This window comes from Streptomyces sp. NPDC060002 (assembly GCF_042737245.1).
Lineage (GTDB): Bacteria > Actinomycetota > Actinomycetes > Streptomycetales > Streptomycetaceae > Streptomyces.
The window spans coordinates 85,241-111,163 of the sequence record NZ_JBHWUW010000015.1; the positions used below are offsets into that span (position 1 = coordinate 85,241).

The window sequence follows — 25,923 nt, forward strand, 5'->3', positions numbered from 1 at the left end:
GTCTGTCCGACCTGATCTGTACTCGTGGGCAAGTGTGCTTCGGTCAGGGCTCGTTCAGGGCGGTCGCCCGCCGTACCAGCGCCTCCAGCGCCCGGAACCAGGTTCGTGCCAGGTCCCGTACGGCGTCCTCGGTGAGGAGTTCGGCCGCGTACGCCCAGTGGGCGCTCAGTTCCGGCCCCTCGGGACGGTCCTCGGTGAGGGCGTTGAGGGTGAGCGCGTGGGACATCGGCATGCCCGGGTCCGCGTCGAGGTCGGCGGCGTCGTCCTCGGGGGCGTAGGACCAGTCGGCGGCCTCCGGGTGCTCGAAGCGGCCCATGTAGTTGAACTCGATCTGCGGTTCGCCGAGCCGGGCGAGCCCAGGGCCGGTCCGGGGGTTGAGGTGGCGCAGCAGGCCGTGGCCGATGCCGGACGCGGGCAGGGCCGCGAGGTGGGCGCGGATCCGGGCCAGGGCCTCGTCCAGCGCGGGGCCGCCCGCGAAGGCGTCCGCCGGGTCGGCGGCGCCCGGGTCGAGCCGTACCGGGACGACGCTGGTGAACCAGCCGACCGTACGGGACAGGTCGGCGTCGCCCGCGAGTTCCTCCTCGCGGCCGTGCCCCTCCAGGTCGACCAGGACCGGTCCGCCCGGCCCCTGGGCACCCTGGGTCCGGGCCCGCCAGTCGCCGACCGCGAGGGCGAACGCGGTGAGCAGGACGTCGTTGACGGTGGCGCCGAAGGCGGCCGGGACCCGGCTCAGCAGCGGGCCGGTGCGGTGGGCGGGCAGGGTCAGGGAGAGATAGCGGGTGGTGGCGACCGTGTCCCGGGCGGGGTCCAGGGGGCGGGCCAGGGGGAGGCCGGCGCCCTCGGCGAGGGCGGAGGTCCACCACGGCAGCTCGTCCTCGGCCGCCGGATCGCCGGCGCGGATCCCGAGCAGCCGCGACCAGCGGGCGAACGACAGCTCCACGGGGGCCGGTTCGGCGGGGTGGCCGGTACGGACGGCGGCCCAGGCGGTGGCGAGGTCGGGCAGCAGGACACGCCAGGAGACGCCGTCGATCACCAGGTGGTGGACGAGGATCAGCAGCCTGCCGGGGTGTCCGGGTCCGGCGTCGAACCAGACCGCCCGCACCATCGCCCCGGCATCGGGGTCGAGCCCGGCCCGTGCCGTCTCGGCGTGGGCGGAGACGGCGGCGCGCAGTCCGGCCTCGTCCGCGCCTCGCACGTCGGCCCGGGTGAGCCAGGAGCTGACGTCGGTGTCCTCGGCCGGGGGAACCCGCAGGGTCCGCTCCGGGTCGCGGACCAGCCGGGCCCGGAGCATGTCGTGCCGGGCGGCGAGCGCCGTGAGCACGGCCAGCAGTCCGGGTTCGGTCAGGTCGGCCGGGGTGCGGACCAGGGCCGCCTGGTGGTAGGCGGCGAGGGGGCCGCCGCGTTCCAGCAGGGCGCGCATGATCGGGGTGAGCGGGACCGTGCCGGTGCCGTCGTCGTGGGCGGCGTGCCGTTCGTCGGCGCCGAGCGGGACCGCGACGGCGGCCAGCGCGGCGACGGTGCGGTGCTGGAAGACCTGTCGGGGGGTGACCCGCAGGCCGCCGGCCCGGGCCCGCGCGACGAGCTGCATCGCGATGATGCTGTCGCCGCCGAAGGAGAAGAAGTCGTCGTCCGTGCCGACCGCCTCGGCGGGCAGCCCGAGGGCGTCCGCGAACAGGTCGCGCAGGGTGCGCTCGGCGTCGCTCGCAGGGGCCCGGCCGCCGCCCGCGGCGGTGAAGTCCGGGGCGGGCAGGGCGGCCCGGTCGAGCTTGCCGTTGGACAGCAGCGGCAGCCGGTCCACGGCGACCACGGCGGCCGGGACCATGTAGTCGGGCAGCGCGGCGGCGGCATGGGCGCGCAGCGCGGCCGGGTCCCGCGTACCGTCCGGGACGACGGCGTACGCGATGAGCTGCCGTACGCCGGGCCGGTGTTCGCGGGCCACGACGACCGTCTGCGCGACGGCCGGGTGGGTGTCAAGCGCGGCCTCGATCTCGGCGAGTTCGACCCGGTAGCCGCGGATCTTGACCTGGTCGTCGGTGCGGCCGGCGAACTCCAGCAGGCCGTCCTCGGTCCAGCGGGCCAGGTCGCCGGTGCGGTACATGCGCGCACCGGGCGCCCCGAACGGGTCGGCGACGAAGCGTTCGGCGGTCAGGTCCGGCCGGCCGAGGTAGCCGCGGGCCAGGCCCGGTCCCGACAGGTACAGCTCGCCGGTGACGCCGGGCGGGACCGGGCGCAGCGCGGTGTCCAGCACATAGGCGCGGGAGTGGTGGACGGGGCGTCCGACGACCGGGCTCGCGCTGTCGCGGACCCGGCCGACGAGCGCGTCGACGGTGGCCTCGGTGGGGCCGTACAGGTTGACCGCCTCGGTGTCCGGCAGCGCGGCCAGCCGCGCCCACAGCGACGGGGGCACCGCCTCGCCGCCGAAGCCGACCACGGAGAGCGGGCAGTCGCCCTCCGGGCCGATCAGCCCGCTGTCCGCCATCCGGGCGAGCAGTGAGGGGGTGACCTCGATGAAGTCGATGCCCCGGTCGCGGATGAAGGCGGTGAGGAGTTCGGGGTCGCGGCGGGTGTCGTCGTCCGCGATGTGCAGGGCGTGCCCGTCCAGCAGCCACAGCTGCGGCTGCCAGGAGGCGTCGAAGGAGAAGGACCAGGCGTGCCCGACGCGCAGGTGCCGGCGTCCGGTGCGGCGCCGGGCCGCTTCGTGCAGGTCGTGGCGGTGGCTGTGGAAGAGGTTGGCGATACCGCGCTGGGTGACGACGACGCCCTTGGGGCGGCCCGTCGAGCCGGAGGTGTAGATGACGTAGGCGGGGTGGTCGGGGGCGGGGGCGGTGGGTTCCGCCTCCGGCAGGCCGTCGGCCGGGGCGGCGCGCGACGCGTCGGTGAGGGCGTCGGCCAGGGCGTCGAGGAGCAGCACCGGGACGTCGGTGGCGGGCAGCGCGCGGGCGGCCTCCTCGGTGGCCAGGACCAGGAGCGGGCGGGCGTCGTCGAGCATGCCGGTGAGCCGGGACCCGGGCAGGTCGGGGTCGAGGGGCAGATAGGCGGCGCCCGCCTTCAGCACGGCGAGGATCGCGGCGATGTGGTCGGCGGTGCGGGGCAGGGCGAGGGCGACGATCCGCTCGGGGCCGGCGCCGTGCCCGGCGAGGATCCGGGCCAACCGGTCGGTGCGGGCGTCGAGTTCGGCGAACGTCCAGGTCACCGAGTCGTCGGTGACGGCGACCTCGTCCGGGGCGGCGGCGGCCTGGGCGGCGAACAGTTCGGGCACGGTGCCCGGCCGCCCGGCCGCCGGTACGGGCGGCGCGGTGTCGTTCCAGGTCTCGAGGACGGTGTGCCGGTCGGCGGGGCCGAGCAGGTCGAGCCGCCCGACCGGGCGGTCGGGGTCGGCCGCCATGCCGGTGAGCAGGGCGGTCAGGGCGTCCGTGATCCGCCGTACGGTGGCCTGCGTGAACAGCTCGGGGCGGAACTCGGCGGTCAGCCGAAGCCGTTCGGCGGGCTCGACGGCCCACGCGAACGGGTAGTGGGTGGAGTCCTCGTGGTCGCGGACCGTGACGCGCGGTCCGGCGCCCTCCTGGTCCGCCTCGGTCACCGGGTACGACTCGAACACCACCAGGGTGTCGAAGAGTTCGCCGAGTCCGGCGGTCCGCTGGATGTCGGCGAGGCCGAGGTGCTGATGGGCGATGAGCCGGGACTGCTCGTCCTGGAGCCGGGCCAGCAGACCGGCGGTGCTCTCCTGCGGACGGACCCGCACCCGGACGGGCACGGTGTTGATGAACAGGCCGATCATCGACTCGGCCCCGGCCAGTTCGGGCGAGCGGCCGGCGACGGTCGCGCCGAACACCACGTCCTCCCGTCCGGTGAGCCGGCCGAGGAGGACACCCCAGGCGGCCTGGACGAGGGTGTTCAGGGTGACGCCCCGGCCGCGGGCGAACGCCTCCAGCTCCGCCGTGCGGACGGCGTCCAGTTCGACGGTGTGGGTGTGCGGCACGGCGGCGGCACGGTCGGCGTCGACGGGCGCGAGCCGGGTGGGCTCGGCGAGACCGCCGAGGACGTCGGCCCACGTGGCGGCCGAGGCGGCCGGGTCCTGGGCGGCCAGCAGCCGCAGATGCTCGCGGTACGGGGCCGGCGCGGCCGGGGTGCGGCCCTCGTAGCGCGCCCACAGCTCCGCGGTGAGCAGCGGCAGCGACCAGCCGTCCAGCAGGAGGTGCTGGTGCGAGAGCACGAGCCGGTGCCGGTCCGGGCCGAGCCGGGCCAGCAACAGCCGCAGCAGCGGCGGGCGTTCGGGGTCGAAGCGGCGCCGCTCCTGACCGAGCAGCCGGGTCCAGGCGTCCGCGTCGTCGACCCGGCCGGCGTCCGGGCCGGCGTCCGGGCCGGCGTCCGGGCCGGCGTCCGGGCCGGCGTCCGGGCCGGCGTCCGGGCCGGCGTCCGGGCCGGCGTCCGGGCCGGTGAGGTCGAGCTGCCGCCAGGGGAGCACGGCGGTGCGCGGTACGACGGCGACGGGCCGCCCGGAGGACAGGTGCCGGAAGCCGCTGCGCAGGTTCTCGTGCGCGTCGAGCACCGCCTGTCCGGCGGCGCGCAGCCGGTCGGCGTCCAGCGGTCCTTCCAGGTCGTAGGAGACCTGGACGGTGTACACGTCGGGGCCCTCCTCGCCGGAGTCGAGGGCGGCGTGGAAGAGCAGGCCGGCCTGGAGCGGGGAGACGGGCAGGACCTCGGTCCCGGCGGGCAGGGCGGCGAGTTCGGCGCGCTCGTCGTCGGTGAGGTCGAGCAGGGGGGCGTCGTCGTGGTCCGCGTCGGCGGGGACGGGGCCGGTGGTGGCGGCCACGCCGGCCAGTCCCGCGACGGACTTGTGCCGGAACACGTCACGCGGGCTGAACGCGAGTCCGGCGGCGCGGGCGCGGGCGACCAGCCGCATGGCGACGATGCTGTCGCCGCCGAGGGAGAAGAAGTCGTCCTCGACGCCGACCCGTTCGAGGCCGAGGACGTCCGCGACGAGCGCGCCTAGGGTCTCCTCCAGCGGCGTGCGCGGCCGGGTGTCGCTCACCTCGGCGGCGAAGTCGGGGGCGGGCAGCGCCCGGCGGTCCAGTTTGCCGTTGGGGGTGAGCGGGAGGGCGTCGAGGGTGACGACGGCGGCCGGGACCATGTGGTCGGGCAGCACGGCGGCGGCGTGGGCGCGCAGCGCCGTCGCGTTGACCGGCGCGCCGTCCCCGGCCGGGACCACGTACGCGATCAGGTGCGCGTCGCGCAGGACGACGGTGGCGTGGCCGACGGACGGGTGCGCCGCGAGGACGGTCTCGATCTCGCCGGGCTCGATCCGGAAGCCGCGCAGCTTGATCTGGTCGTCGGCGCGGCCGAGGTACTCCAGGGCGCCGTCCCGGGTCCAGCGGGCCAGGTCTCCGGTGCGGTACATGCGGGCGCCGGGCTCGACCGCGTACGGGTCGGCGACGAACCGCTCGGCGGTCAGGCCGGGGCGGCCCAGGTAGCCGCGGGCCAACTGGACTCCTGCCAGGTACAGTTCGCCGCTCACGCCGGGCGGCACCGGGCGCAGCGCGGCGTCGAGGACGTAGGTGCGGGTGTTCCACACCGGGCGGCCGATCGGCACGGCGGCCGGGTCGGCGGGCACCTCGTGGGCGGTGACGTCGACGGACGCCTCCGTCGGGCCGTACAGGTTGTGCAGGCGGCTGCCCGGCAGGGTCCGGTGGAAGCGGGCGGCCAGCGAAGCGGGCAGTTCCTCGCCGCTGCACATCACCTGGCGCAGCCCGGTGCACCCGGCCGCGGCCGGTTCGTCGAGGAAGGCACGCAGCATCGACGGCACGAAGTGCGCCGTGGTGATGTGCTGCCGCTGTATCAGGCCGGCGAGGTAGACCGGGTCCTGGTGGCCCTCGGGGCGGGCGACGACCAGGGCGGCGCCGGAGACGAGCGGCCAGAAGAACTCCCACACCGACACGTCGAACCCGGCCGGGGTCTTCTGCAGGACCCGGTCGCCGGAGCCGAGACGGTAGGTGTCCTGCATCCACAGGAGCCGGTTGGTGATGCCCTCGTGGGGCACCGTCACGCCCTTGGGGCGGCCGGTGGAGCCGGAGGTGTAGATGACGTAGGCGGGGTGGCGGGGGTCGTGGGCGGTGGGCAGGGGCGCGTGCGCCGGGCGGTCGGGGCCGCCGTCGGCGTCCACCGTCAGGGTGGGCACGCCGGTGTCCGGGAGGGTGACCCCGTCGGCGGTGACCAGGCAGACCGGCCGGGCGTCGGTGAGCGTGTACGCGAGCCGCTCGGCCGGGTAGCCGGTGTCGAGGGGCAGGTAGGCGGCGCCCGAGCGGTGGACCGCGAGCAGCGCCACCACGAGGGCGAGGGAGCGCGGCAGCGCGACGGCCACGGTGGCCTCGGCCCGCGCCCCGTGGGCGGCGAGGGTGTGGGCGAGACGCTCCACCCGCAGGTCGAGTTCGGCGTAGGTGAGGGCGGTGTCCTCGAAGACGACCGCGGTGGCCCCGGGGGTGCGGGCGACCTGGGCGCGGAACAGCTCCGGCAGGGTGAGGCCGGGGACGGGCCGCGCGGTGTCGTTCCACTCGGTGAGGACCAGGGCGCGCTCGTCCTCGCGCAGCACGTCGAGGGTGCCGACGCGGCGGCCGGGGTCCGCGGCGACCTGTTCCAGGAGCGATTCGAGCCGCCGGGCCAGGAGTCCGACGGTGGACTGGTCGAAGAGGTCGGCGCTGTACTCGATCCAGCCCTGGATGCCGGCGCCGTCGCCCTGCTCGACGAAGTCGAAGCTGAGGTCGAACCTGGCGGTGTCCTGGCCCACGCTCTCCCGGCGGGCCGTCAGCCCGGGCAGGGCGGGGCCGCCGCCCTGGCCCGCGAGGTGCACGACCATCACCTGGAACAACGGGTGCCGGGCGAGGGAGCGTTCGGGGTTGAGCGCCTCCACCAGCCGTTCGAAGGGCAGGTCCTGGTGCTCGTAGGCGGCCAGGTCGGTCTCCCGGACGCGGGCGAGCAGGCCGGCGAAGGTGGGATCGCCCGACAGGTCGGTGCGCAGGACCAGGGAGTTGACGAAGAACCCGACGAGGTCCGCGAGGGCTTCGTCGTCGCGGCCGGACACCGGGGCGCCGAGCGGGAGGTCGTCGCCCGCGCCGAGCCGGTGCAGCAGCGCGGCCACGGCCGCCTGGGCGACCATGAACATGCTGACGCCGTGGTCGCGGGCGAGAACCCGCAGGGCGCGTTCCAGGCCCGGTGGGACGGTGAAGCCGACGGTGCCGCCGCGCCCACTGGACTCGGCCGGCCGCGGACGGTCGGTGGGCAGGGCCAGTTCGGCCGGGAGCCCGCGCAGGGCCTCGGTCCAGTGGGCGAGCAGGCCGGCGCCGGTCTCCGCCAGGAGGTCGCTCTGCCAGAGGGTGTAGTCGGCGTAACTCACGGGCAGCGGGGCCCAGTCGGGGGTCCGTCCGGCCGTACGGGCCGCGTACGCGGTGCCGAGGTCGGCGAGCAGCGGCCGGTCGGACCACTCGTCGGTGGCGATGTGGTGCAGCAGGAGCAGCAGGACGTGTTCCCCGGGGCCGTCCGCGCCGCCGTCGCGGTCTCCCGGTGCCGGCGTCTCGAACAGCACTGCCCGCAGCGGGAGTTCGTGCGCGAGGTCGAAGGGGTGGGCGGCCTGCGCGGCGAGCTCCTCGTGGGGTGCGGTGGCCAGCCGGACGCGGGCCTGCGCGGGGTCCAGGACGTGCTGGTACGGCACTCCGTCCACCGCCGGGAACACGGTGCGCAGGGGCGCGTGCCGGGCGACGACGTCGTTCAGGGCGGCTTCCAGGGCGGCCCGGTCCAGGGTGCCGGTGAGCCGCCACAGGGCCGGGATGTTGTAGGCCGGGTTCGGGCCCTCCACCTGGTGCAGCAGCCACAGCCGGCGCTGGGCGAAGGACAGCGGCAGCCGCTCGGGGTGCGGGCGTCCGGCGTCGAGCGCGGGACGGACCACGGCGCGGTCCGCGTCGAGGCGGGCGGCGAGCCGGGCGGGCGTCGGCGCGTCGAAGACCGCCCGAAGCGAGACTCCTCCCCCGGCGGCGCCGAGGACCGTGCGGATCCGGCTGACCAGCCGCATGGCGATGAGCGAGTGGCCGCCGAGCGCGAAGAAGTCGTCGTCGGGTCCGACGCGTTCGACGCCGAGGACGGCGGCGAACTCCGCGCACACCAGTTCCTCGCGCGGGGTGCGGGGCAGGCGTCCGCCGGTGGGGGCGCTCGCCGTGGGGTCGGGGGCGGGCAGCGCGGCGGTGTCGAGCTTGCCGTTCACGGTGCGGGGCAGTGCGTCGAGGGCGACGAACGCGGCGGGCACCATGTGCTCCGGAAGCGCGGCGGCGGTGTGGGCGCGCAGGGCGGCCGGGTCCGGCTCCGCCCCGCTCGCGCGGTCCGCGACGACGTACGCGACCAGCCGCGGTGCGCCGGGCCGGTCCTCGCGGACGACGACCGCGGCGGCGGAGACGGCGGGGTGCCCGGTCAGCGCGGCCTCGATCTCACCGGGCTCGACGCGGAAGCCGCGCAGTTTGACCTGACCGTCGGCGCGGCCGAGGAAGACGAGCGTGCCGTCGCCCCGGCGGCGCACCAGGTCCCCGGTGCGGTACATGCGCTCGCCGGGCGCCCCGAACGGGTCGGCGACGAACCGCTCGGCGGTCAGGGCCGGGCGGCCCAGATAGCCGCGGGCCAGGCCCTCGCCGGCGAGGTACAGCTCGCCGGGCACGCCGACCGGGGCGGGCCGCAGGCGCTCGTCGAGGACGTGGGCGCGGATGTTGTCCAGCGGGGCGGCCCAGTCGCTGTCGCCGTGGTGCCAGCCGTAGGCGTCGACCGCGCACTCGGTGGGGCCGTACAGGTCGTGCGCGGCCGTGCCGGGCAGGGCGGTGAGCCGCTGCCACAGGGCGGGCGGGGTGGCCTCGCCGCCGACGGCGATGACGGCCGGGACGGGGTGCGGGCCGTCGGCGGCCAGGAAGCCGTGGTGGAGTAGTTCGCGCAGGTAGGTGGGGGTCAGGTCGACGAAGTCGATCGCCGACTCGGTGAGCCGGCTCAGCAGGGCGGCCGGGTCGGGCACGGTCGCCTCGTCGACGACGTGCAGTTCGTGGCCGGCGAGCAGCCACAGCAGCGGCTCCCAGGAGCCGTCGAAGTTGAAGGAGGCCGCGTGGACGGCGCGCAGCGCGTCCCGTCCGGTGTCGCGGACGGCCGGTTCGATCAGGTCGCGCAGATGGGAGGCGTAGAGGTTGCTCAGGCCGCGGTGGGTGCCGATGACGCCCTTGGGGCGGCCGGTGGAGCCGGAGGTGTAGAGGGTGTAGGCGGCCTGCCGCGGGTGCGGCGGCGGACCGTCCGCACTCCGTTCGGCCGCCGGCCACGGGGCGTCGAGCAGCAGCCGCGGTACGGCCGGGGCGGCGGGGAGGCGGTCGGTGAGCGCGGTGGTGGTGAGCAGGCAGACGGGTGCCGCGTCGGTGAGCATGAACCGCAGCCGGCTGGACGGGAGTTCCGGGTCCAGGGGCAGGTAGGCGGCCCCGGAGGCGAGGACGCCGAGCAGGGCGGGCACCATCTCGTCGCGGGGCAGCGCGAGCCCCACGACCGTGCCGGGCGTGACGCCGTGGGCGCGCAGTCGCGCCGCCAGCTCGTCCACCCTGGCCCGCAGTCCGCGGAAGGTGGTGCGGCGCGGGGCGTCGGCCGGGCCGGTGACCAGGGCGGTGCGCTCGGGGTGGCGGCGGGCGGTGTCGGCGAGGATCTCCGGGACGGAGCGGGTCTCGACCGGGTGGGCGGTGTCGTTCCAGGCGCCGAGGGCGTGTCCCCGCTCGTCCGGCGTCAGGATGTCGAGGCCCGCGAGCGGGGCGTCCGGCGCGCCGACGGCCCGTTCGAGCAGGAGGGCGAGGCGTTCGGCGAGCAGGGCCGCGGTGCCGGCGTCGGCCAGGTCGGTGGCGTACTCCAGCAGGAGCGTGACACGCCCGGAGACGTCGGACTCGTCGACGAAGGTGAAGTCGAGGTCGAACTTGGCCGTGCCGGTGTCCATGTCGTACCAGTCGGCGGGCAGGCCCAGCAGGGTGTCCGGGTCGCCGTCGGGGCGGTGGTGGTAGCCGAGCATGACCTGGAAGAGGGGGTTGCGGCCGGCCGCTCGGGGCGGGTTGACGGCCTCCACCACCCGGTCGAAGGGGATGTCCTGGTGCTCGAAGGCGGCCAGGGACGACTCCCTTACGCGGGCCAGTAGTTGACGGAACGTCAGTTCTTCGCCGTTGGGGCTGGACAGGTCGGTGCGCAGGACGAGGGTGTTGACGAAGAAGCCGACCAGGTCGTCGAGTTCGCTGTCGGTGCGTCCGGCGATCGGGGCGCCGAGCGGGATGTCGTCGCCCGCGCCCAGCCGGTGCAGGAGTGCCGCGGTGGCGGCCTGGAACAGCATGAACATGCTGGTGCCGGTGGCGGCGGACAGCTCGCGCAGGGCCCGGCCGGTCTCCACGGGCACCCGGCGGCGTACGGTGCCGCCGCGCCCGGTGGGCTCCGCCGGACGGGTCCGGTCCAGGGGCAGCGCCAGCTCCTCCGGCAGTCCGCGCAACGCCTGGCTCCAGTAGCCCAGTTGGCGCTCGCCGAGCTGGTCGAGGAGACGGTCCTGCCACAGGGTGTAGTCGGCGTACTGCACGGGCAGCGGCGCCCAGTCGGGGGCGGCGCCCGCCGCGCGGGCCGCGTACGCGGTGTTCAGGTCGGCCAGGAACGGCCGGTCGGACCACTCGTCGGTGGTGATGTGGTGCAGCACGATCGCGACCACGTGCTCCTCGGCCGAAAGCCGGAACACCTCGGCGCGCACCGGTAGTTCCCGCGCCAGATCGAAGGGGCGGCGCTGGGCGGACGCGATCAGCGCGGGCAGGCCGTCCTCGGCGCAGTCGGTCACGGTGAACGAGGGCTGCGCCTCCTCGGCGGACAGGATCCGCTGGAACGGCACACCGTCGTGTGCGGCGACCAGGGTGCGCAGCGACTCGTGCCGTGCCGTCACCTCACGCAGCGCGGCCTGCAGCGCGGGCACGTCGAGCGGCCCGCGCAGCCGCAGGACGAGCGGGAAGTTGTAGGCCGCTCCCCCGCCGGCGCCCTCGGCCGGGGAGCCGGTGAGGCGTTCCACCAGCCACAGCCGTCGCTGGGCGGCGGACAGCGGGATGCGCTCGGGCCGTTCGGCGACCGCCGTGAGCGGGGGCCGGGCGGGCTTGCCGAGGTCCGCGCGGCCCGCGAGCAGCCCGGGGGTGGGCGCCTCGAAGAGGTCACGGATGGCGAGTTCGGCGCCCAGCTCGGTGCGGGCGCGGCTGACCAGCCGGGTGGCGAGCAGCGAGTGGCCGCCCAGGTCGAAGAAGTTGTCCTCGGCGCCGGCCTCGGGCAGCCCCAGCACCTCCGCGAACAGCCGGCACAGCACCTCCTCCCGCGGGGTCCGCGGGCCGCGTCCGCCGCCGAGCGCGACGGCGGGCTCGGCGTCGGGCAGGGCGCGCACGTCGAGCTTGCCGTTGGCGTTCATGGGCAGGCCGTCGACGGTGACGAAGGCGGCCGGGACCATGTAGTCGGGCAGTTCACGGCCCAGGTCCTCGCGCAGCCGGCGCACCAGGGCGCTCGCCTCGCGGGCGGCGGTGGGGTCGTTGGCGTAGGGGTGGGCGCCGCCGCCGGCGCGGAACAGGCCGCCGGTGAGGCGCGGTTCGGCGGCGTCGGCGGCCAGGAACACCGCGTCGAACGTGCCGGCCCGCGCCGACCAGGTGGTCAGCACCCGGTATCCGGCGGCCGCGCCGAGTTCGTGCAGGTGCTCGGGGTCGACGCCCGTCCCGGAGATACGGCCGTCGGGCAGGCCGGTCAGACGCAGGCCCGCGGGCCGTCCGCCGCGCGGGTGCCGGCCGGCGCCGCCGGTCGCGGACCGGTTGCCGCCCAGCAGTTCGCCGATGCTCTCGGCGCCGGACCGGTCCCCGCGCACGAGTTCGCCGATGGTGCCGGCCGTGGCCCAGTCGACCGCCGGCACACCGTCCAGCCGTACGTCCGGCTCGTCGGCGTACAGGACGACGTCGTAGCGGTGCCGGCTCAGCTCGTTGTGGTGGTGGCCGCGCTTGGTGCGCAGGTCGGCCCCGTAGCCGAGGGTGGTGAAGAAGTCGGGGTCGACGAGGAGTTCCTTCTCCAGCCGCAGGCCGCGCTCCACCGCCGCCGCCAGGTCGGCCTCGGCGGTGCCGCGGGCGCGCTGGATCTCGGTGTGGAAGGTGCGGGCCAGCCGCAGGTTGCGGACGTCGCCGACGAACAGGGCGCCGCCGGGCGCGAGCAGGCCCATGGCGCCGCGCAGCACGGCGGCGAGGTGGCCGATGCCCGGGAAGTACTGGATGACGGAGTTGATGACGATCGTGTCGAAGTATCCGGTGGGCAGGCCGCTGAGATCCTCGGCCGGCCGGCAGCGCAGTTCGACCTTGGCGGCGAGGGCCGGGTCGCGCCGCACCTCCTCACCGATCTTGCGGATGACGGGGGCGGCGAAGTCGGTCGCCCAGTACGCCTCCGCGGCCGGGGCGAGCCGGGACAGCAGCAGGCCCGAGCCGACGCCGATCTCGAGGATGCGGCGGGGGCGCAGGGCGCCGATGCGGGCCAGGGTCGCCTCACGCCACTCGTGCATCTCCTCGAAGGGGATGGGCCGCCCGTCGTAGGAGCTGTCCCAGCCGTCGTACCGCTCGGTGAAGACGGCGGTGCCGATCTCCTCGTACTCGTCGGAGTAGATCTCCTGCCACTCCCCGACCTGCGCGGCCTCGGCCGCGGAGCGCTCCGCGGAGTCGGCGCCGGAGGGCACGACATAGCCGACGAGGCGTTCGTCGCGGACCACGACGGCGGCCTGGGCGACCAGTGGGTGAGCGCTGAGGGCGGTCTCGATCTCACCGGGTTCGACGCGGTAGCCGCGGATCTTGACCTGGTCGTCGGTGCGGCCGAGGAAGCCGAGGTTGCCGTCGGGGTTCCTGCGCACCAGGTCGCCGGTGCGGTACATGCGTTCGCCGGGCTCCCCGAACGGGTCGGCGACGAAGCGTTCCGCGGTCAGGGCGGGCCGGTCGAGGTAGCCGCGGGCCAGGCCGATGCCGGCGATGTACAGCTCACCGGGCACCCCCTCGGGCACCGGGCGCAGCCAGGCGTCGAGGATGTGGGCGCGGGTGCCCCGGATGGGGCGGCCGACGGTGGGGGTGTCGCTGTCGAGGGTGCCGCCGCCGAGGGTGTTGATGGTGTACTCGGTCGGTCCGTACAGGTTGTAGCCGTACGTCCCCTCGGCGTCGCGCAGGGCCGTCCACACCGTCTCCGGGACGGCCTCGCCGCCCAGCAGCACCAGCGGCGGGACATGACCCGTCAGCAGGCCCTGCTCGATCAGCAGCCGGGCGTAGGTGGGGGTGACGTTGACGACGTCGACGCGGTGCCGCTCGCAGTAGGCGACCAGCGCCTCGGCGTCACGGCGCAGTTCCTCGTCGCACACGTGCACCTCGTGGCCCTCGACCAGCCAGAGCAGTTCCTCCCACGACATGTCGAAGGCGAAGGACACGGTGTGCGCGATGCGCAGCCGCCGCCCCCCGGCCGAGGCGATGGCCGGGGCGAAGATCTCCTTCTGGTGGTTGAGCTGCATGTTCGTCAGGCCCCGGTAGGGGGTGACGACGCCCTTGGGCCGGCCGGTGGAGCCGGAGGTGTAGATGACGTACGCGGGGTGTTCGAGGCTGAAGCGGAGCCGGACGGGGGCGTCCGGCTGAGCGGCCAGCTCCCGCCCGGTCTCCGGGTCGTCGAGCAGCACCCGGGTCATCTCGCCGTCCAGCGTGGCGGAGACGGCCCGGGTGGTGAGCAGCAGGAGCGGACGGGCGTCGGCCAGCATCAGGGAGAGCCGGTCGGCCGGATGGTCCAGCTCCAGCGGCAGGTAGGCGGCGCCGGTGCGCAGGACCGCGAAGAGCGCGACCACCGTGTCCAGGGAGCGCGGCAGCCCGAGGGCGACGACCCGCTCGGGGCCCGCGCCCCGGTCGATCAGCAGCCGGGCCGTGCGGTTCACGGCCGCGTCGAGTTCGGCGTACGTCAGGGTGCGCTCGCCGAAGACGAGGGCCCGCTCGTCCGGGGTGCGCCCGGCCTGCGCGGCCAGCAGATCGGCGACGGTGTCCTCGGGGCCGGGCACCCGGCTCGCCGCCGACTCCGCGCGCAGCGCCTCGTGCTCGGCGGGCAGCAGCGGGTCGAGGGAGCCGACGGGCACCGTGAGGTCGGCGCTCAGGCGGTCGAGGAGCAGCGCGAACCGGTCGAGGAGGGCGCGCGCCCGGTCGGTGGGGACGAGGTCGGGGCGGTGGGTGAGGGTGACGGCGATCCGGCGGCCCGGGGTGATGACGAGGTTGGCCGGGTAGTGGGTGGCGTCGACGTTGGCGACGGCCGTGGCGCCGTGCCGGGCGCGCAGGTCCGCCAGCCGTTCCTCGGTGTCGTTGTCGCGCAGCACGAACAGGGTGTCGAAGAGCTTGCGGTGTCCGGTCTCGGCCTGGAGCACGCCGAGGCCGAGGTGCTCGTACGGCATGAGGTCGAGGCGTTCGCCCTGGATGCGGCGGAGCAGTCCGAGGACCGGCTCGGCGGGGTCGAGGACGATCCGGGTGGGAACCGTGTTGAGGAAGAGCCCGATGATGTCGCCGACGTCCGGGACCTCGCTGGGCCGGCCGGCGACGGTGGTGCCGAACACCACGTCGGGGCGGCCGGTGGCGGAGGCGAGGGTGAGCGCCCAGGCCGCGTTGAGGAGTGTGTTCAGGGTCAGCCCGTGGGCGCGGCCGGTCTCCCGCAGCCGGTCGCCTAGCTCGGCGGACAGACGGATGTCGAGCTGGTCGGGGATGACCGGTTCGAGGCCGTCGGCCGCGGCCGGGGCCAGCAGGGTGGGCTCGTCGAGACCGGCCAGGGCGGTGCGCCAGGCGGCTGTGGCGGCGGTGTCGTCCTGCCGCTCCAGCCAGGTCAGGTAGTCGCGGTAGCTGCCGGGCTCGGGAAGGGCGCCCGCGTCGCCGCCCGTCTCGTAGAGCGCGAACAGCTCGTCGAGGAACAGCCAGGCCGACCAGCCGTCCCAGAGGATCAGATGACGGCCGATGACGAGCCGGTCGCCGCGCTCCGCGCCCAGGCGCAGCAGGAGCAGCCGGAACAGCGGGGGCGCCGACAGGTCGAACCGGCTCTCGCGCTCCGCGTCCGTCAACTCCCGCAGACGCAGATCCTGTTCGGCGGCGGGGAGGTGGGAGAGGTCGACCTCCTCGAGCGGGACCTCCGGATCCTCGACGATGAACTGCACCGGCTGGTCCAGGCCCTCGCTGGTGAAGCCGGCCCGCAGGCCCGGGTTGCGGGCGAGGAGGGTGCGGACGGCGGCGCGCAGCCGGCCGGTGTCGAGCCGGGTCGCGAAGTCGAAGCTCTCGTGGACGGTGTAGACGTCGAGGGCGCCCTCGTCGTACGCCGAGTGGAAGAACAGGCCCTCCTGGAGGGGGGCCAGCGGCCAGACGTCGGCGACCGCCGCCGGGGCGGCCAGGGCGCGGACGCGGGCGTGCTCGGCGTCGGTGAGGGTGAAGGGGGAGGGGGCCGCGGGGGCCCGGTCGGCGGCCGGGGCCGCCGGCACGGCTCCGGCCGCCGTCGCCAGGGCCGTGGGGGTGCGGTGGGTGAACACGTCGCGCGGGCTGAGGTCCAGGCCGGCCGCCCGGGCCCGGCCGGCGACGCCGATGGAGCTGATGCTGTCGCCGCCGAGCCGGAAGAAGTCGTCGTCGGGGCCGGCGTCCTCGACGCCGAGGACGGCCGCGAAGATCTCGGTGAGCCGCCGTTCCAGCGGGCCTGCGGGCTCCCGGCGGGCGGCGCGCTCGGCCTCGGGGGCGGGCAGCGCGGCCCGGTCGAGCTTGCCGCTGGGGGTGAGCGGGAGGTCGGCGAGGACGACGTACGCCTCGGGGACCAGGGGCGCGGGCAGCGCCTCCGCGAGGGCGGCGCGCAGCTCGGCGGGGTCGACGGCGGTTCCGGCCGCCGGGACCGCGTAGGCGACGAGGCGCTGGTCGCGGACGACGACCGCGCCCCGGGCGACGGCCGGGTGGCGGGTCAGCGCGGCCTCGATCTCGCCGGGTTCGACCCGGTTGCCGCGCAGCTTGACCTGCCGGTCGGTGCGGCCGAGGTAGTCGAGGACGCCGTCGGGCCGACGGCGCACCAGGTCACCGGTGCGGTACATGCGGGAGCCGGGCTCGTCGGCGTACGGGTCGGCGACGAACCGGTCGGCGGTGAGCGCGGGGCGCCGGTGGTAGCCGCGGGCCAGCTGGACGCCGGTCAGGTACAGCTCGCCGGGCACCCCGTCGGGGACCGGGCGCAGGCAGGGGTCGAGCACGCGCAGGCCGGTGTTCCACACCGGCCGCCCGATGGGCACGGTGGTGTCGGACGCGCCGTCGTAGGCGTGGTGCGTCACGTCGACGGCGGCCTCGGTGGGGCCGTAGAGGTTGTGCAGCGGCACCCCGGTCAGGTCGTGCCAGCGGCGGGCCGCGGTCCCGGCCAGGGCCTCGCCGCTGCTGAACACGCGGCGCAGGCTGCCCGCCCACGCGGGGTCGGCGGTGACCTCGTCGGACGCGAGGAACGCCTCCAGCATCGACGGCACGAAGTGCGCCGTCGTCACGCCCTCGGCGCGGATCAGGCGGGCCAGGTAGGCGGGGTCGCGGTGTCCGTCCGGCGCGGCGAGGACGACGGCGGCGCCCTCGCACAGCGCCCAGAAGAACTCCCAGACGCTCACGTCGAAGCTGGACGGCGTCTTCTGGAGCACCCGGTCGTCGGGGCCGAGGCCGTACGCGCCCTGCATCCAGGCCAGCCGGTTGACGATGGCGCGGTGGGTGACGACGACGCCCTTGGGGCGGCCGGTGGAGCCGGAGGTGTAGATGAGGTAGGCGGGGTCGTCGGGGCGGGCCGGGCGCACGGGGCCGGCCGGCGGGATGCCGTCCGCCGCCGCGTCCGCGTCGGCCGCGCCGGTCACGTCGTCGACGTCGATCACGTCGAGGCCCTCGGCCGACGGCAGCCGTCCCGCGTCCCGTGCCGTCGTGACGACCGTGGTCGCCCCGGAGTCGGTCAGCGTGTACGCGAGCCGCTCGGCCGGGTAGTCCAGGTCCAGGGGCAGATACGCGGCCCCCGACTTCAGGACGGCCAGCAGCGCCACCATCAGCTCGGCGGAGCGCGGTACGGCGACCGCGACGAACCGCTCGCGGCCCGCACCCCGGGCCCGCAGACGGCCGGCCAACTCCTCTGCCCTCACATTCAGTTGGGCGTAGGTGAGGGGGGTCGTACCGTCGAACACGACGGCGGTGGCGTCCGGGGTCCGGGCAGCTTGCGCGGCGAACGCGGCGGCCAGCGTGGTGGCCGGGACCGGCCGGGACTCCCCCGTCGGGTGGGCGCCGGCCAGCTCGCGCGGGGTGAGCAGTTCGAGGTCGGCGACCCGGGCGGCGGGATCGTCGGCCAGGGCGTTCAGGACGAGGGTGAGCCGGTCGGCGAGGGACTGCGCGGCGTCGGCGTCCAGGCGCCGGGCGTGGTGCTTCAGCCGCAGGTCGAGACGGCGGCCGGGCTTGACGATGAGGGCCAGGGGGTAGTGCACGGCGTCGTGGAAGGCGTGCCCGGCGACGGTGATCGCGCCGGTGGGGTCGGTGATGCCCGGGGCGCTCTCGCCACCGGGGTAGTTCTCGAACACCACGAGGGTGTCGAAGAGTTCGCCGCCGCCGGTGTGCCCGGCGGCCCGCTGGATGTCGGCGAGGCCGAGGTGCTGGTGGTCGAGCAGTGCGCTCTGCTCCTCCTGGAGCCGCTCCAGCAGAGCGCCGAGGGTGTCGCCCTGCGTCCAGCGCAGCCGGGTGGGCAGCGTGTTGATGAACAGGCCGATCATCGACTCGATGCCGTCGACGGCGGCGTCGCGCCCGGCCACGGTGGTCCCGAACAGCACGTCCTGACGGCCCGTCATGCGGCCGACGAGCACTCCCCACGCGCCCTGCACGAGGGTGCCGAGGGTCACCCCGCGCTCCCGGGCGCGGGCGGTGAGCCGGGCGGTGACCCGCTCGGACAGCTCCACCCGGATCTGGGCGGGTTCGACGGGTCCGGCGGCCGCCGGGGCCTCGACCAGCCGGGTGGGCTCCTCGACCCCGGCGAGCGCGGTGCGCCAGGCCGCCCGGGCGGCCTCGCGGTCGGCGCCGGCGATCCGGCGGAGGTAGCCGCGGTACGGGGCGACCTCGGGCAGGGGCGCCGGGTCGTCGCCGTACAGGGCCAGCAGTTCGCGGTGCAGGATCGGCAGCGACCAGCCGTCCGCGACGATGTGATGGAACGTCAGGACAAGTCGGCTGCGCTCCTCGCCGAGGCGGATCAGCGCGCAGCGGACCAGCGGCGGCCGGGCCAGGTCGAAGCGGTGGGCCCGTTCGTCGGCGGCGACGGCCTCGGCGAGGGCGCGCCGGACCGCGAGGTCGTCCTGTGCGGCCAGGTCGACCTCGCGCCAGGGCAGTTCGAGGCCGGCGGCGATGATCTGGACGGGACGGCCGTCGGGCGTCTGCCGGAAGCAGGCGCGCAGCGGGGCGTGCCGGTCGAGGAGCCGCTGCGCCGCCCGGCGCAGAAGGGCGCCGTCGACCGGGCCGGACAGCTCGACGACCTGCTGCACGACGTACGTGTCGTGTTCGGCGCCGTCCATCAGGGCGTGGAAGAAGAAGCCCTCCTGGAGCGGACCGAGGGGCAGCGTCTCCTCGACCGTGACAGCGGACTCTCCCTGCAGGGAGGCGAGTTCGTCGTCGCTCGGCTGCCACGAGGTGTCGTCCACCGGGCCGGCCGCCGCCGCGGTGCGGGCGGCGCCGGCCAGTTCCGCGGCCGTACGGTGGCGGAAGACGTCGCGCGCGGTCAGCTCCAGGCCGGCCCGGCGGGCCAGGACGAGGAGCTGGACGGCGACGATGCTGTCGCCGCCGAGCGCGAAGAAGTCGTCGTCGACGCCCACCGAGGGCACCTTCAGCGCCCGTGCGTACAGACCGCACAGCAGCCGCTCGCGCTCCGTGCCGGGCGCCCGTCCGGCGCCGGTCCGGGTGAGGTCGGGCACGGGCAGGGCGGCGGCGTCGAGCTTGCCGCTGGGGGTGACCGGCAGCCGGTCCAGCGGGACGAGGGCGGCCGGCACCATGTAGTCGGGCAGGTACTCGGCGGCGTGCCGGCGCAGGGCCGTCATCAGCGCGGTGACGTTGCGGAAGGGTGCCGGACGGTTGGTGAGCGGGTGGCCGCCGCCGGGACGGTACCGGACGGCGAGGCTGTTCCCGGCGGGCGCGAAGACGGCGTCCAGGCTGCCGTCCTCGGCGTCCCCGTTCCAGGTGAGCGTGGCCTCGTAGCCGTGGCGTGCGGCGGTCTCGTGGAGGGACTCGGGGTCCACTCCGTGGGGGGCGTCGGCCGGTCTGCTGCTGTCCCGGAGGGCGTCGAGCGCGGCCAGGTCGTCGGCGAGCCGGGCGTTGGGGATGCCGGTGACCCGCAGCTGCCCCGGGTCACCGGCGAGCAGGGTGTCGAGGGCGTGGACCGAACCGAGCGCGGGCCAGGGCGACTCGGGCGCCTCCCGGTCCCCGTCGGCCCCGTCGGCCCGCGCGCGCAGGACCACGTCGTAGCGGTACCGGGTGAGTTCGTTGTGGTGGGTGCCGCGCTTGATCCGGATGTCCGCGGTGAGGCCGTCGAGAGTGGTGAAGTAGTCGGGGTCGACGAGGAGTTCGCCCTCCCAGGCGAGCGCCCGGTCCACGGCGGCGCGCAGGGCCTCCTTGTCCTCGTCCCTCTCGTCCCTCTCGTCCCGCACCCGTCCGCCCTCGACGGCCGCGCTCAGGGTGCGCAGCAGCCGCAGGTTGCGTACGTCGCCGACGAAGAGGGCGCCACCGGGCGCGAGCAGGTCCATGGCGGCGCGCAGCACGCCGGTGAGGTAGTCGCCGCCGGGGAAGTACTGGACGACGGAGTTGACGACGATCGTGTCGAAGTGGCCCTCGGGCAGCCCGGTGAGGTCGTGCGCGGGCCGGGCCAGCAGGGTGACCCGGTCGGCGAGGCCGGGGACGGCCGGCACCTGGGCGGCCAGGGCCCGTACGGCCTCCTCGGACAGGTCGGTGCCCCAGTACGCCTCGCAGTCCGGGGCGAGCCGGGACAGCAGCAGGCCGGAGCCGACGCCGATCTCCAGCACGCGCCGGGGCCGCAGGGCGCGGATCCGGTCGAGGGTCGCCGCACGCCACTCGCGCAGGTCGGCGAGGGGGATGGGCAGCCCGTCGTACATGCTGTTCCATCCGGCGAAGTTCTCCTCGAAGCCCTCCGAACCCGCCGCGGAGTACAGCAGTTCGTGCAGGTCCTTCCAGTCGGCGACACCGGCCTCGGCGGCCGCCTCCGGGCCGGCCTCCAGCGAGGGCACGACGTAGGCGGCGAGGCGCCGTTCGCCGGGACGGTCCTCGCGGACGACGACGGCGGCCTGGTCGACGGCCGGGTGGGAGCGCAGGACGGACTCGATCTCGCCGGGCTCGACGCGGAAGCCGCGGATCTTGACCTGGCTGTCCACGCGGCCGTGGAACTCCAGCCGTCCGTCCGCCTTCCAGCGCACGAGGTCGCCGGTGCGGTAGAGCCGGTCGCCGGGCGCGGCGGCGAGGTCGGCGGGGGCGGCGACGAAGCGTTCGGCGGTCAGGCCGGGGCGGCCGAGGTAGCCGCGGGCCAGGCCGGCGCCGCCGAGGTAGAGCTCTCCCGTGACACCGGCGGGGACCGGCCGCAGCCGGTCGTCGAGGACGTAGGCGCGGGTCCCGGGGTCGGGCACGCCGATCGGCACGATGGTGCCGGACGGGGTGTCCGGATCGCACAGGCCCAGCGTGGAGTTGGTGGTGGCCTCGGTCGGGCCGTAGGCGTTGAACATCATCCGGCCGCGCGCGTACCGGCCGACCAGCTCGGGCGACACCCGCTCCGTACCGGCCAGCAGGGTTGCCTCCGGCGGGAGTCGCACATCCTCGGGCAGGGCGGCCAGCAGGGCGGGCGGCAGGATCATGAAGGTGATGCCGTGCTCGTTCGCGTAGTCGGCGAGCGGTGCGCCCGGCACCCGGCGGTCGGCGGGCACGACGACCAGCCGGCCGCCGGACAGCAGGCCGAGGCACAGGTCCCAGAACGCCACGTCGAAGCTGGGCGAGGCGAACTGGAGGACCCGGCTGTGCGGGCCGATCCCGAAGCGCTCCCGCTGCGTCGCGACCAGCCCCGCGACACCGGCGTGCGAGAGCACGGTCCCCTTGGGGCGGCCGGTGGAGCCGGAGGTGTAGATCACGTAGGCCGCGTGCGCGGCCGTCAGCCCGTCGGCGGCCGACGGGCCGTGCGCGGGGCGGCCGGCCAGCTCGGCGACGGTGTCCGGGGCGTCGAGGACCAGCGGATCGGTGTCCGGGGGCAGGTCGGGCAGGATCTCGGCGGTGGTGACGAGGCAGACCGGCCGGGCGTCGGCGAGCATGTAGGCGATGCGGTCGGCCGGGTAGTCGGTGTCGACGGGCAGATAGGCCGCGCCCGCCTTCAGGACGGCGACCTCCGCGACGATCATGTCGGCCGAGCGCGGTACGGCGAGGGCGACCACGGCCTCCGGACCGGCGCCCCGGGCCACCAGGGCGTGCGCCAGCCGGGCCGCGCGCGCGTCGAGTTCGGCGTAGGTGAGGCGGACGTCCTCGTGGACGAGGGCCACCTCGTGCGGACGGGCGGCGACCTGCTCGGCGAACATCCGCGGCCAGGTGAGCGCGGGGACGTCGTGGGCGGTGTCGTTCCAGTCGTGCAGGATCCGGTGCCGTTCCTCGTCGTCGAGGAGTTCCAGGCCGGCGACCGGGGTGGACGGGCGGGCGAGGGCGTCGGCGAGGAGTGTGCGGTAGTGGCCGAGGATCCGGTCGACGGTGGCGGGTTGGAAGAGGTCGGTCCGGTAGTCCGCCGAGACCTCCCCGTCGGCCACGGTCAGGGCCAGGTCCAGCGGGCCGCCCTCGTCCCAGGGCGCGCCGCCGAAGCCGGTGGCGCACAACAGCCCGCCGCCGCGGAAGGGTTCGGGGGCGAGGAGTGCCAGCAGCTCGGCGGTCGGCAGGCGGTGGGCCGCGGCCTGCGCGCGTGCCTCCGTGACCCGTGCGCACAGTTCGGCGAACGGGGTGTCGCCGTCGACCGCGACGCGCAGCGGCAGCCCCTCGTGCGCCACCGCCGTCCCGGTCGCCGCCGCGCCGCCGTAGCGGTGCAGCAGGGCCACGAGGGCGGCGAGTCGGGCCGTCTCGTCGGCGGTCGCCTCCAGCGCGGCCGCGCGCCGCGCGCGCGGCGCCGTCCCCTCCTGGCGGGGCGGGTGCGGAAAGTCCAGCGGCAGTGCGGGTTGCGGTACCGGTGCGGCGAACCGCCGCCGCCAGTAGTCCGTCGCCGTCACCTGTGCAGAAGAACGCGTGTTGCCCGACACAGCTGCCCGTGCCTCCCGGTGCGGTGTGGAACGGCTCAGCGGAGCCGCGGCCGCTCGAATAGTAAGGTAAGCGTTGCCTTACTTGATAGCCCCCTTCCGGAACCACGGACCCAAGTCACATCGGCTGAGGTTATGCTCACCTAACCTGCTGACAGGAGTGCCCGGCGGTCCGCCAACAGGGGTCCGCACGAGGGGCGATGACCCGACGGCACCCCGGCGAGACCCCCGGACCGCGACATGGAGACCGGCAAGTGGCTTCAGGCAGAAGGCTTCGCACCGCGGTGCTGGCGACCCTCGTCGTCACCCTCCTCATCGCCCTGTCCCTGCTGTCCGTGGCGCTGGGCGCGCTGAACGTCCCGCTCGACCAGGTCGTGCGCGCGGTCCTGGGCCGTCCGCCCAGCCCTCTCGTCGACAACGTCGTCTGGTCGGTGCGGGTGCCCCGCACCCTGCTGGGTCTGACGACGGGCGCCGCGCTCGGCCTGTCCGGCGCGCTGATGCAGGCCCTCACCCGCAACCCGCTCGCGGACCCGGGCATCCTCGGGGTCAGCGCCGGGGCGTCCTTCGCGATCGTGCTGGCGGTCGCGGTGTTCGGCGTCGGATCGCTCTACGGCTATGTGTGGTTCGCGTTCGGCGGGGCGCTCGCCGCGAGCGTCCTGGTCTTCCACCTGGGGCGGCTGGGCCGGTCCGGGGCCACGCCCGTGAAGCTGGCGCTCGCCGGGGTCGCCGTCACCTCGCTGCTGTCGTCGCTCACCAGCGCCGTGGTGCTGACCGACCAGGACGCCCTGGACCGCTACCGCTTCTGGTCGGCCGGCTCACTGGCCGACCAGGACTCCGGCGAACTGCTGCGCATCCTGCCCTTCCTCGCCGTCGGCGCCGTCCTCGCCCTGTCCTGCGCGCCCGCCCTCAACAGCATGGCCCTCGGCGACGACGTGGCCGCCTCGCTGGGCCGGCGGCTCGGCCTGGTCCGCCTCCAGGGGGTCACCGCGGTGATGCTGCTGACCGGCGCGTCGGTCGCCGTCATCGGCCCCGTGGTCTTCCTCGGCCTGGTCGTCCCGCACATCGCGCGGGTCCTCGCCCAGTACGCCGGGATCGGCCCCGACCACCGCTGGCTGCTGCCGCTGTCCGCCGCGCTCGCGCCCGTACTGCTGCTGTCCGCCGACATCCTGGGCCGGACGCTGGCCCGGCCCACCGAGATCCAGGCGGGCGTCCTCGTCGCCTTCCTCGGCGGCCCGTTCTTCATCGCCCTGGTCCGCCGCCGCAAGCTCGCGGAGGTGTGAGCGTGCCCGCACAGTCCCCCGTCACACCGGCCGAACCGGCCGTCGAGACGTCCCCCGCCGTCCCCGCGCGCACCGCGCTGCGCGGCCGGCCCTTCCGGCTGGCCTTCCCTCCGGTGTCCGGCATGCTGCGCCCGCGCCTGGTCCTGACCGGGGTGCTCGTCTGCTCGGGCGCGTTCCTGCTGTTCTGCTGGGGCCTCACCCTCGGCGACTACCCCGTGCCCTTCCCCGACGTCGTCCGGGCGCTCGGCGGCGCGGGCGACCCCGGCACGGTCGTCGTCGTACAGGACCTGCGGCTGCCGCGCGCCCTGACCGGGATGCTGGTCGGCATCGCGTTCGGCGTCTCGGGGGCCGTGTTCCAGACGATGACCCGCAACCCGCTGGCCAGCCCCGACATGATCGGCCTGACCGAGGGCGCCGGAACGGCCGTGGTGGCGGCCGTGGTTCTCGGCTGGACCGGCGGCCTCGGACTGTCGACGCTCGGGCTGCTGGGCGCCCTGGCGACCGCGCTGCTCGTGTACGCGCTGGCGTGGAAGGGCGGGGCCACCGGGTACCGCATCATCCTCGTCGGCATCGGCGTGTCCTGGATCTGCACCAGCGCCACCGACTTCCTCGTGGCGCGCGGCAGCCGGTTCCAGGCGGAGGAGGCCATCGGCTGGCTGGTCGGCAACCTCAACGGCCGCACCTGGGACCAGGTGGACACACTGGCCCTCGCGATGGCGGCGCTGCTGCCGGTCACCCTGGCCATGGGCCGGTGGATGCGTACCCTCCAGCTCGGCGACGACGTGGCCGCGGGACTGGGCACGCCCGTCCAGTCCGTCCGGCTGGCACTGCTGCTGGCCGGGGTGGGTCTGGTCGCGTTCGGCACGGCGGCGGCCGGGCCGGTGGCCTTCGTGGCCCTGGCCTGTCCGCAGATCGCCCAGCGGCTGGCGGGCACCGCGTCGCCGCCCCCGATCGTCTCCGGTCTCACCGGCGCGCTGGTCGTCCTCGGCTCGGATCTCCTCGCCCGCGAGGCGGTCCCCGGGACGGAACTGCCGGTCGGGATCGTCACCGGCGCCCTCGGCGCGCCGGTCCTGCTGTGGCTGCTCATCCGCGCCGACCGCGCGGGCTCTGGAGGCTGATCCCATGTCGACCACCGACCCGCGCACCCCGCGCGCCCCCCGGCCGTCCGAGCCGAAGTCCGGCGCCGGCATCCCGCGCCCGTCCGGCACCGGCTCGCCCCCCGAGGCCGACGCGGCGGGCCCGGACGCCGCTCACCCGCCGTCCGCCGGGCCCGAGTTGCGGGCCAGGAACCTGCATCTCGCCTACGACGGACGGCCGGTGGTGGAGGATCTGGACCTCCACGTGCCGACCGGCCGGATCACCGCCATCGTCGGGGCCAACGCCTGCGGCAAGTCGACCCTGTTGCGCGCGCTCGCCCGGCTGCTGACGCCGCGGCAGGGCGTCGTCGAACTGGACGGCGTCGCCCTGCGGTCCGTGCCCACCCGCGAACTCGCGCGCACCCTCGGCATCCTGCCGCAGACGCCGGTGGCGCCGGAGGGGCTGACCGTCTTCGACCTGGTGGGCCGGGGCCGTTCACCGCACCAGACCTGGTGGCGGCAGTGGTCCGCGGCGGACGAGGAGGCCGTGCACGGGGCGCTGGCGGCGACCGGTCTGACCGACCTCGCCGACCGTCCCGTCGACGAGCTCTCCGGCGGCCAGCGGCAGCGCGCGTGGATCGCGATGGCCGTCGCCCAGGGCACCCCCGTCCTGCTCCTGGACGAGCCGACGACCTATCTCGACCTCGCCCACCAGATCGACGTGCTCGACCTCATCACGGACCTCAACCGGCGTGAGGGACGCACGGTGGTGATGGTGCTGCACGACCTCAACCAGGCGTGCCGGTACGCCGATCACGTCATCGCCATGAAGGCGGGCCGGATCGTCGCCGAGGGCGCGCCCGCCGAGGTGGTCACCGAGGCCACCGTCGAGGACGTCTTCGACCTGCGCTGCCGGATCACCCCCGACCCGGTCAGCGGGACCCCGCTGGTCATCCCGCTGGGCCGGCACCACCACGACGGAGCCGTCCGGGCCGGGGACGCGAGGCCGGCGGCGACCGTCGACTGACCCGGCGACGGGCCCCCGCCCTGCGGGGGCCCGTCCGGTCCAGCCGTTCCCGTCCAGGCCCTCAGGGCCGGGACGTCAGGGCCGGGACGCCAGGGCCGGGACGCCAGGGCCGGGACGCCAGGGCCGGGACGCCAGGGCCGGGACGCCAGGGCCGGGACGCCAGGGCCGGGACGCCAGGGCCGGGAC

General features: G+C 75.7%; 4 protein-coding genes. 3 read left to right on the forward strand and 1 reads right to left on the reverse strand.

Features of this window, described 5'->3' with window-relative positions; genetic code table 11:
• Positions 1 to 43: 43 nt before the first annotated feature.
• Positions 44 to 22,357, reverse strand: a complete 22,314-nt coding sequence (locus ACFWBD_RS16395; protein ID WP_385667256.1) for a non-ribosomal peptide synthase/polyketide synthase — start codon at positions 22,355 to 22,357, stop codon at positions 44 to 46.
• Positions 22,358 to 22,608: 251 nt separating this feature from the next.
• Between ACFWBD_RS16395 and ACFWBD_RS16400 the strand changes: the two genes are divergently transcribed.
• From ACFWBD_RS16400 to ACFWBD_RS16410, 3 genes are all read left to right on the forward strand, one after another.
• Entirely contained in the window at positions 22,609 to 23,634 is a 1,026-nt protein-coding gene (locus ACFWBD_RS16400; protein ID WP_385667257.1) for a FecCD family ABC transporter permease, read from the forward strand.
• A gap of 122 nt (positions 23,635 to 23,756) precedes the next feature.
• On the forward strand, positions 23,757 to 24,752 hold the full coding sequence (locus ACFWBD_RS16405; RefSeq protein ID WP_385667303.1) for a FecCD family ABC transporter permease: 996 nt from the start codon (positions 23,757 to 23,759) through the stop codon (positions 24,750 to 24,752).
• A 4-nt stretch (positions 24,753 to 24,756) separates the two neighbouring features.
• Positions 24,757 to 25,737: an ABC transporter ATP-binding protein gene (locus tag ACFWBD_RS16410; RefSeq protein ID WP_385667258.1), complete on the forward strand. Its 981-nt coding sequence runs from the start codon at positions 24,757 to 24,759 to the stop codon at positions 25,735 to 25,737.
• Positions 25,738 to 25,923: the final 186 nt, after the last annotated feature.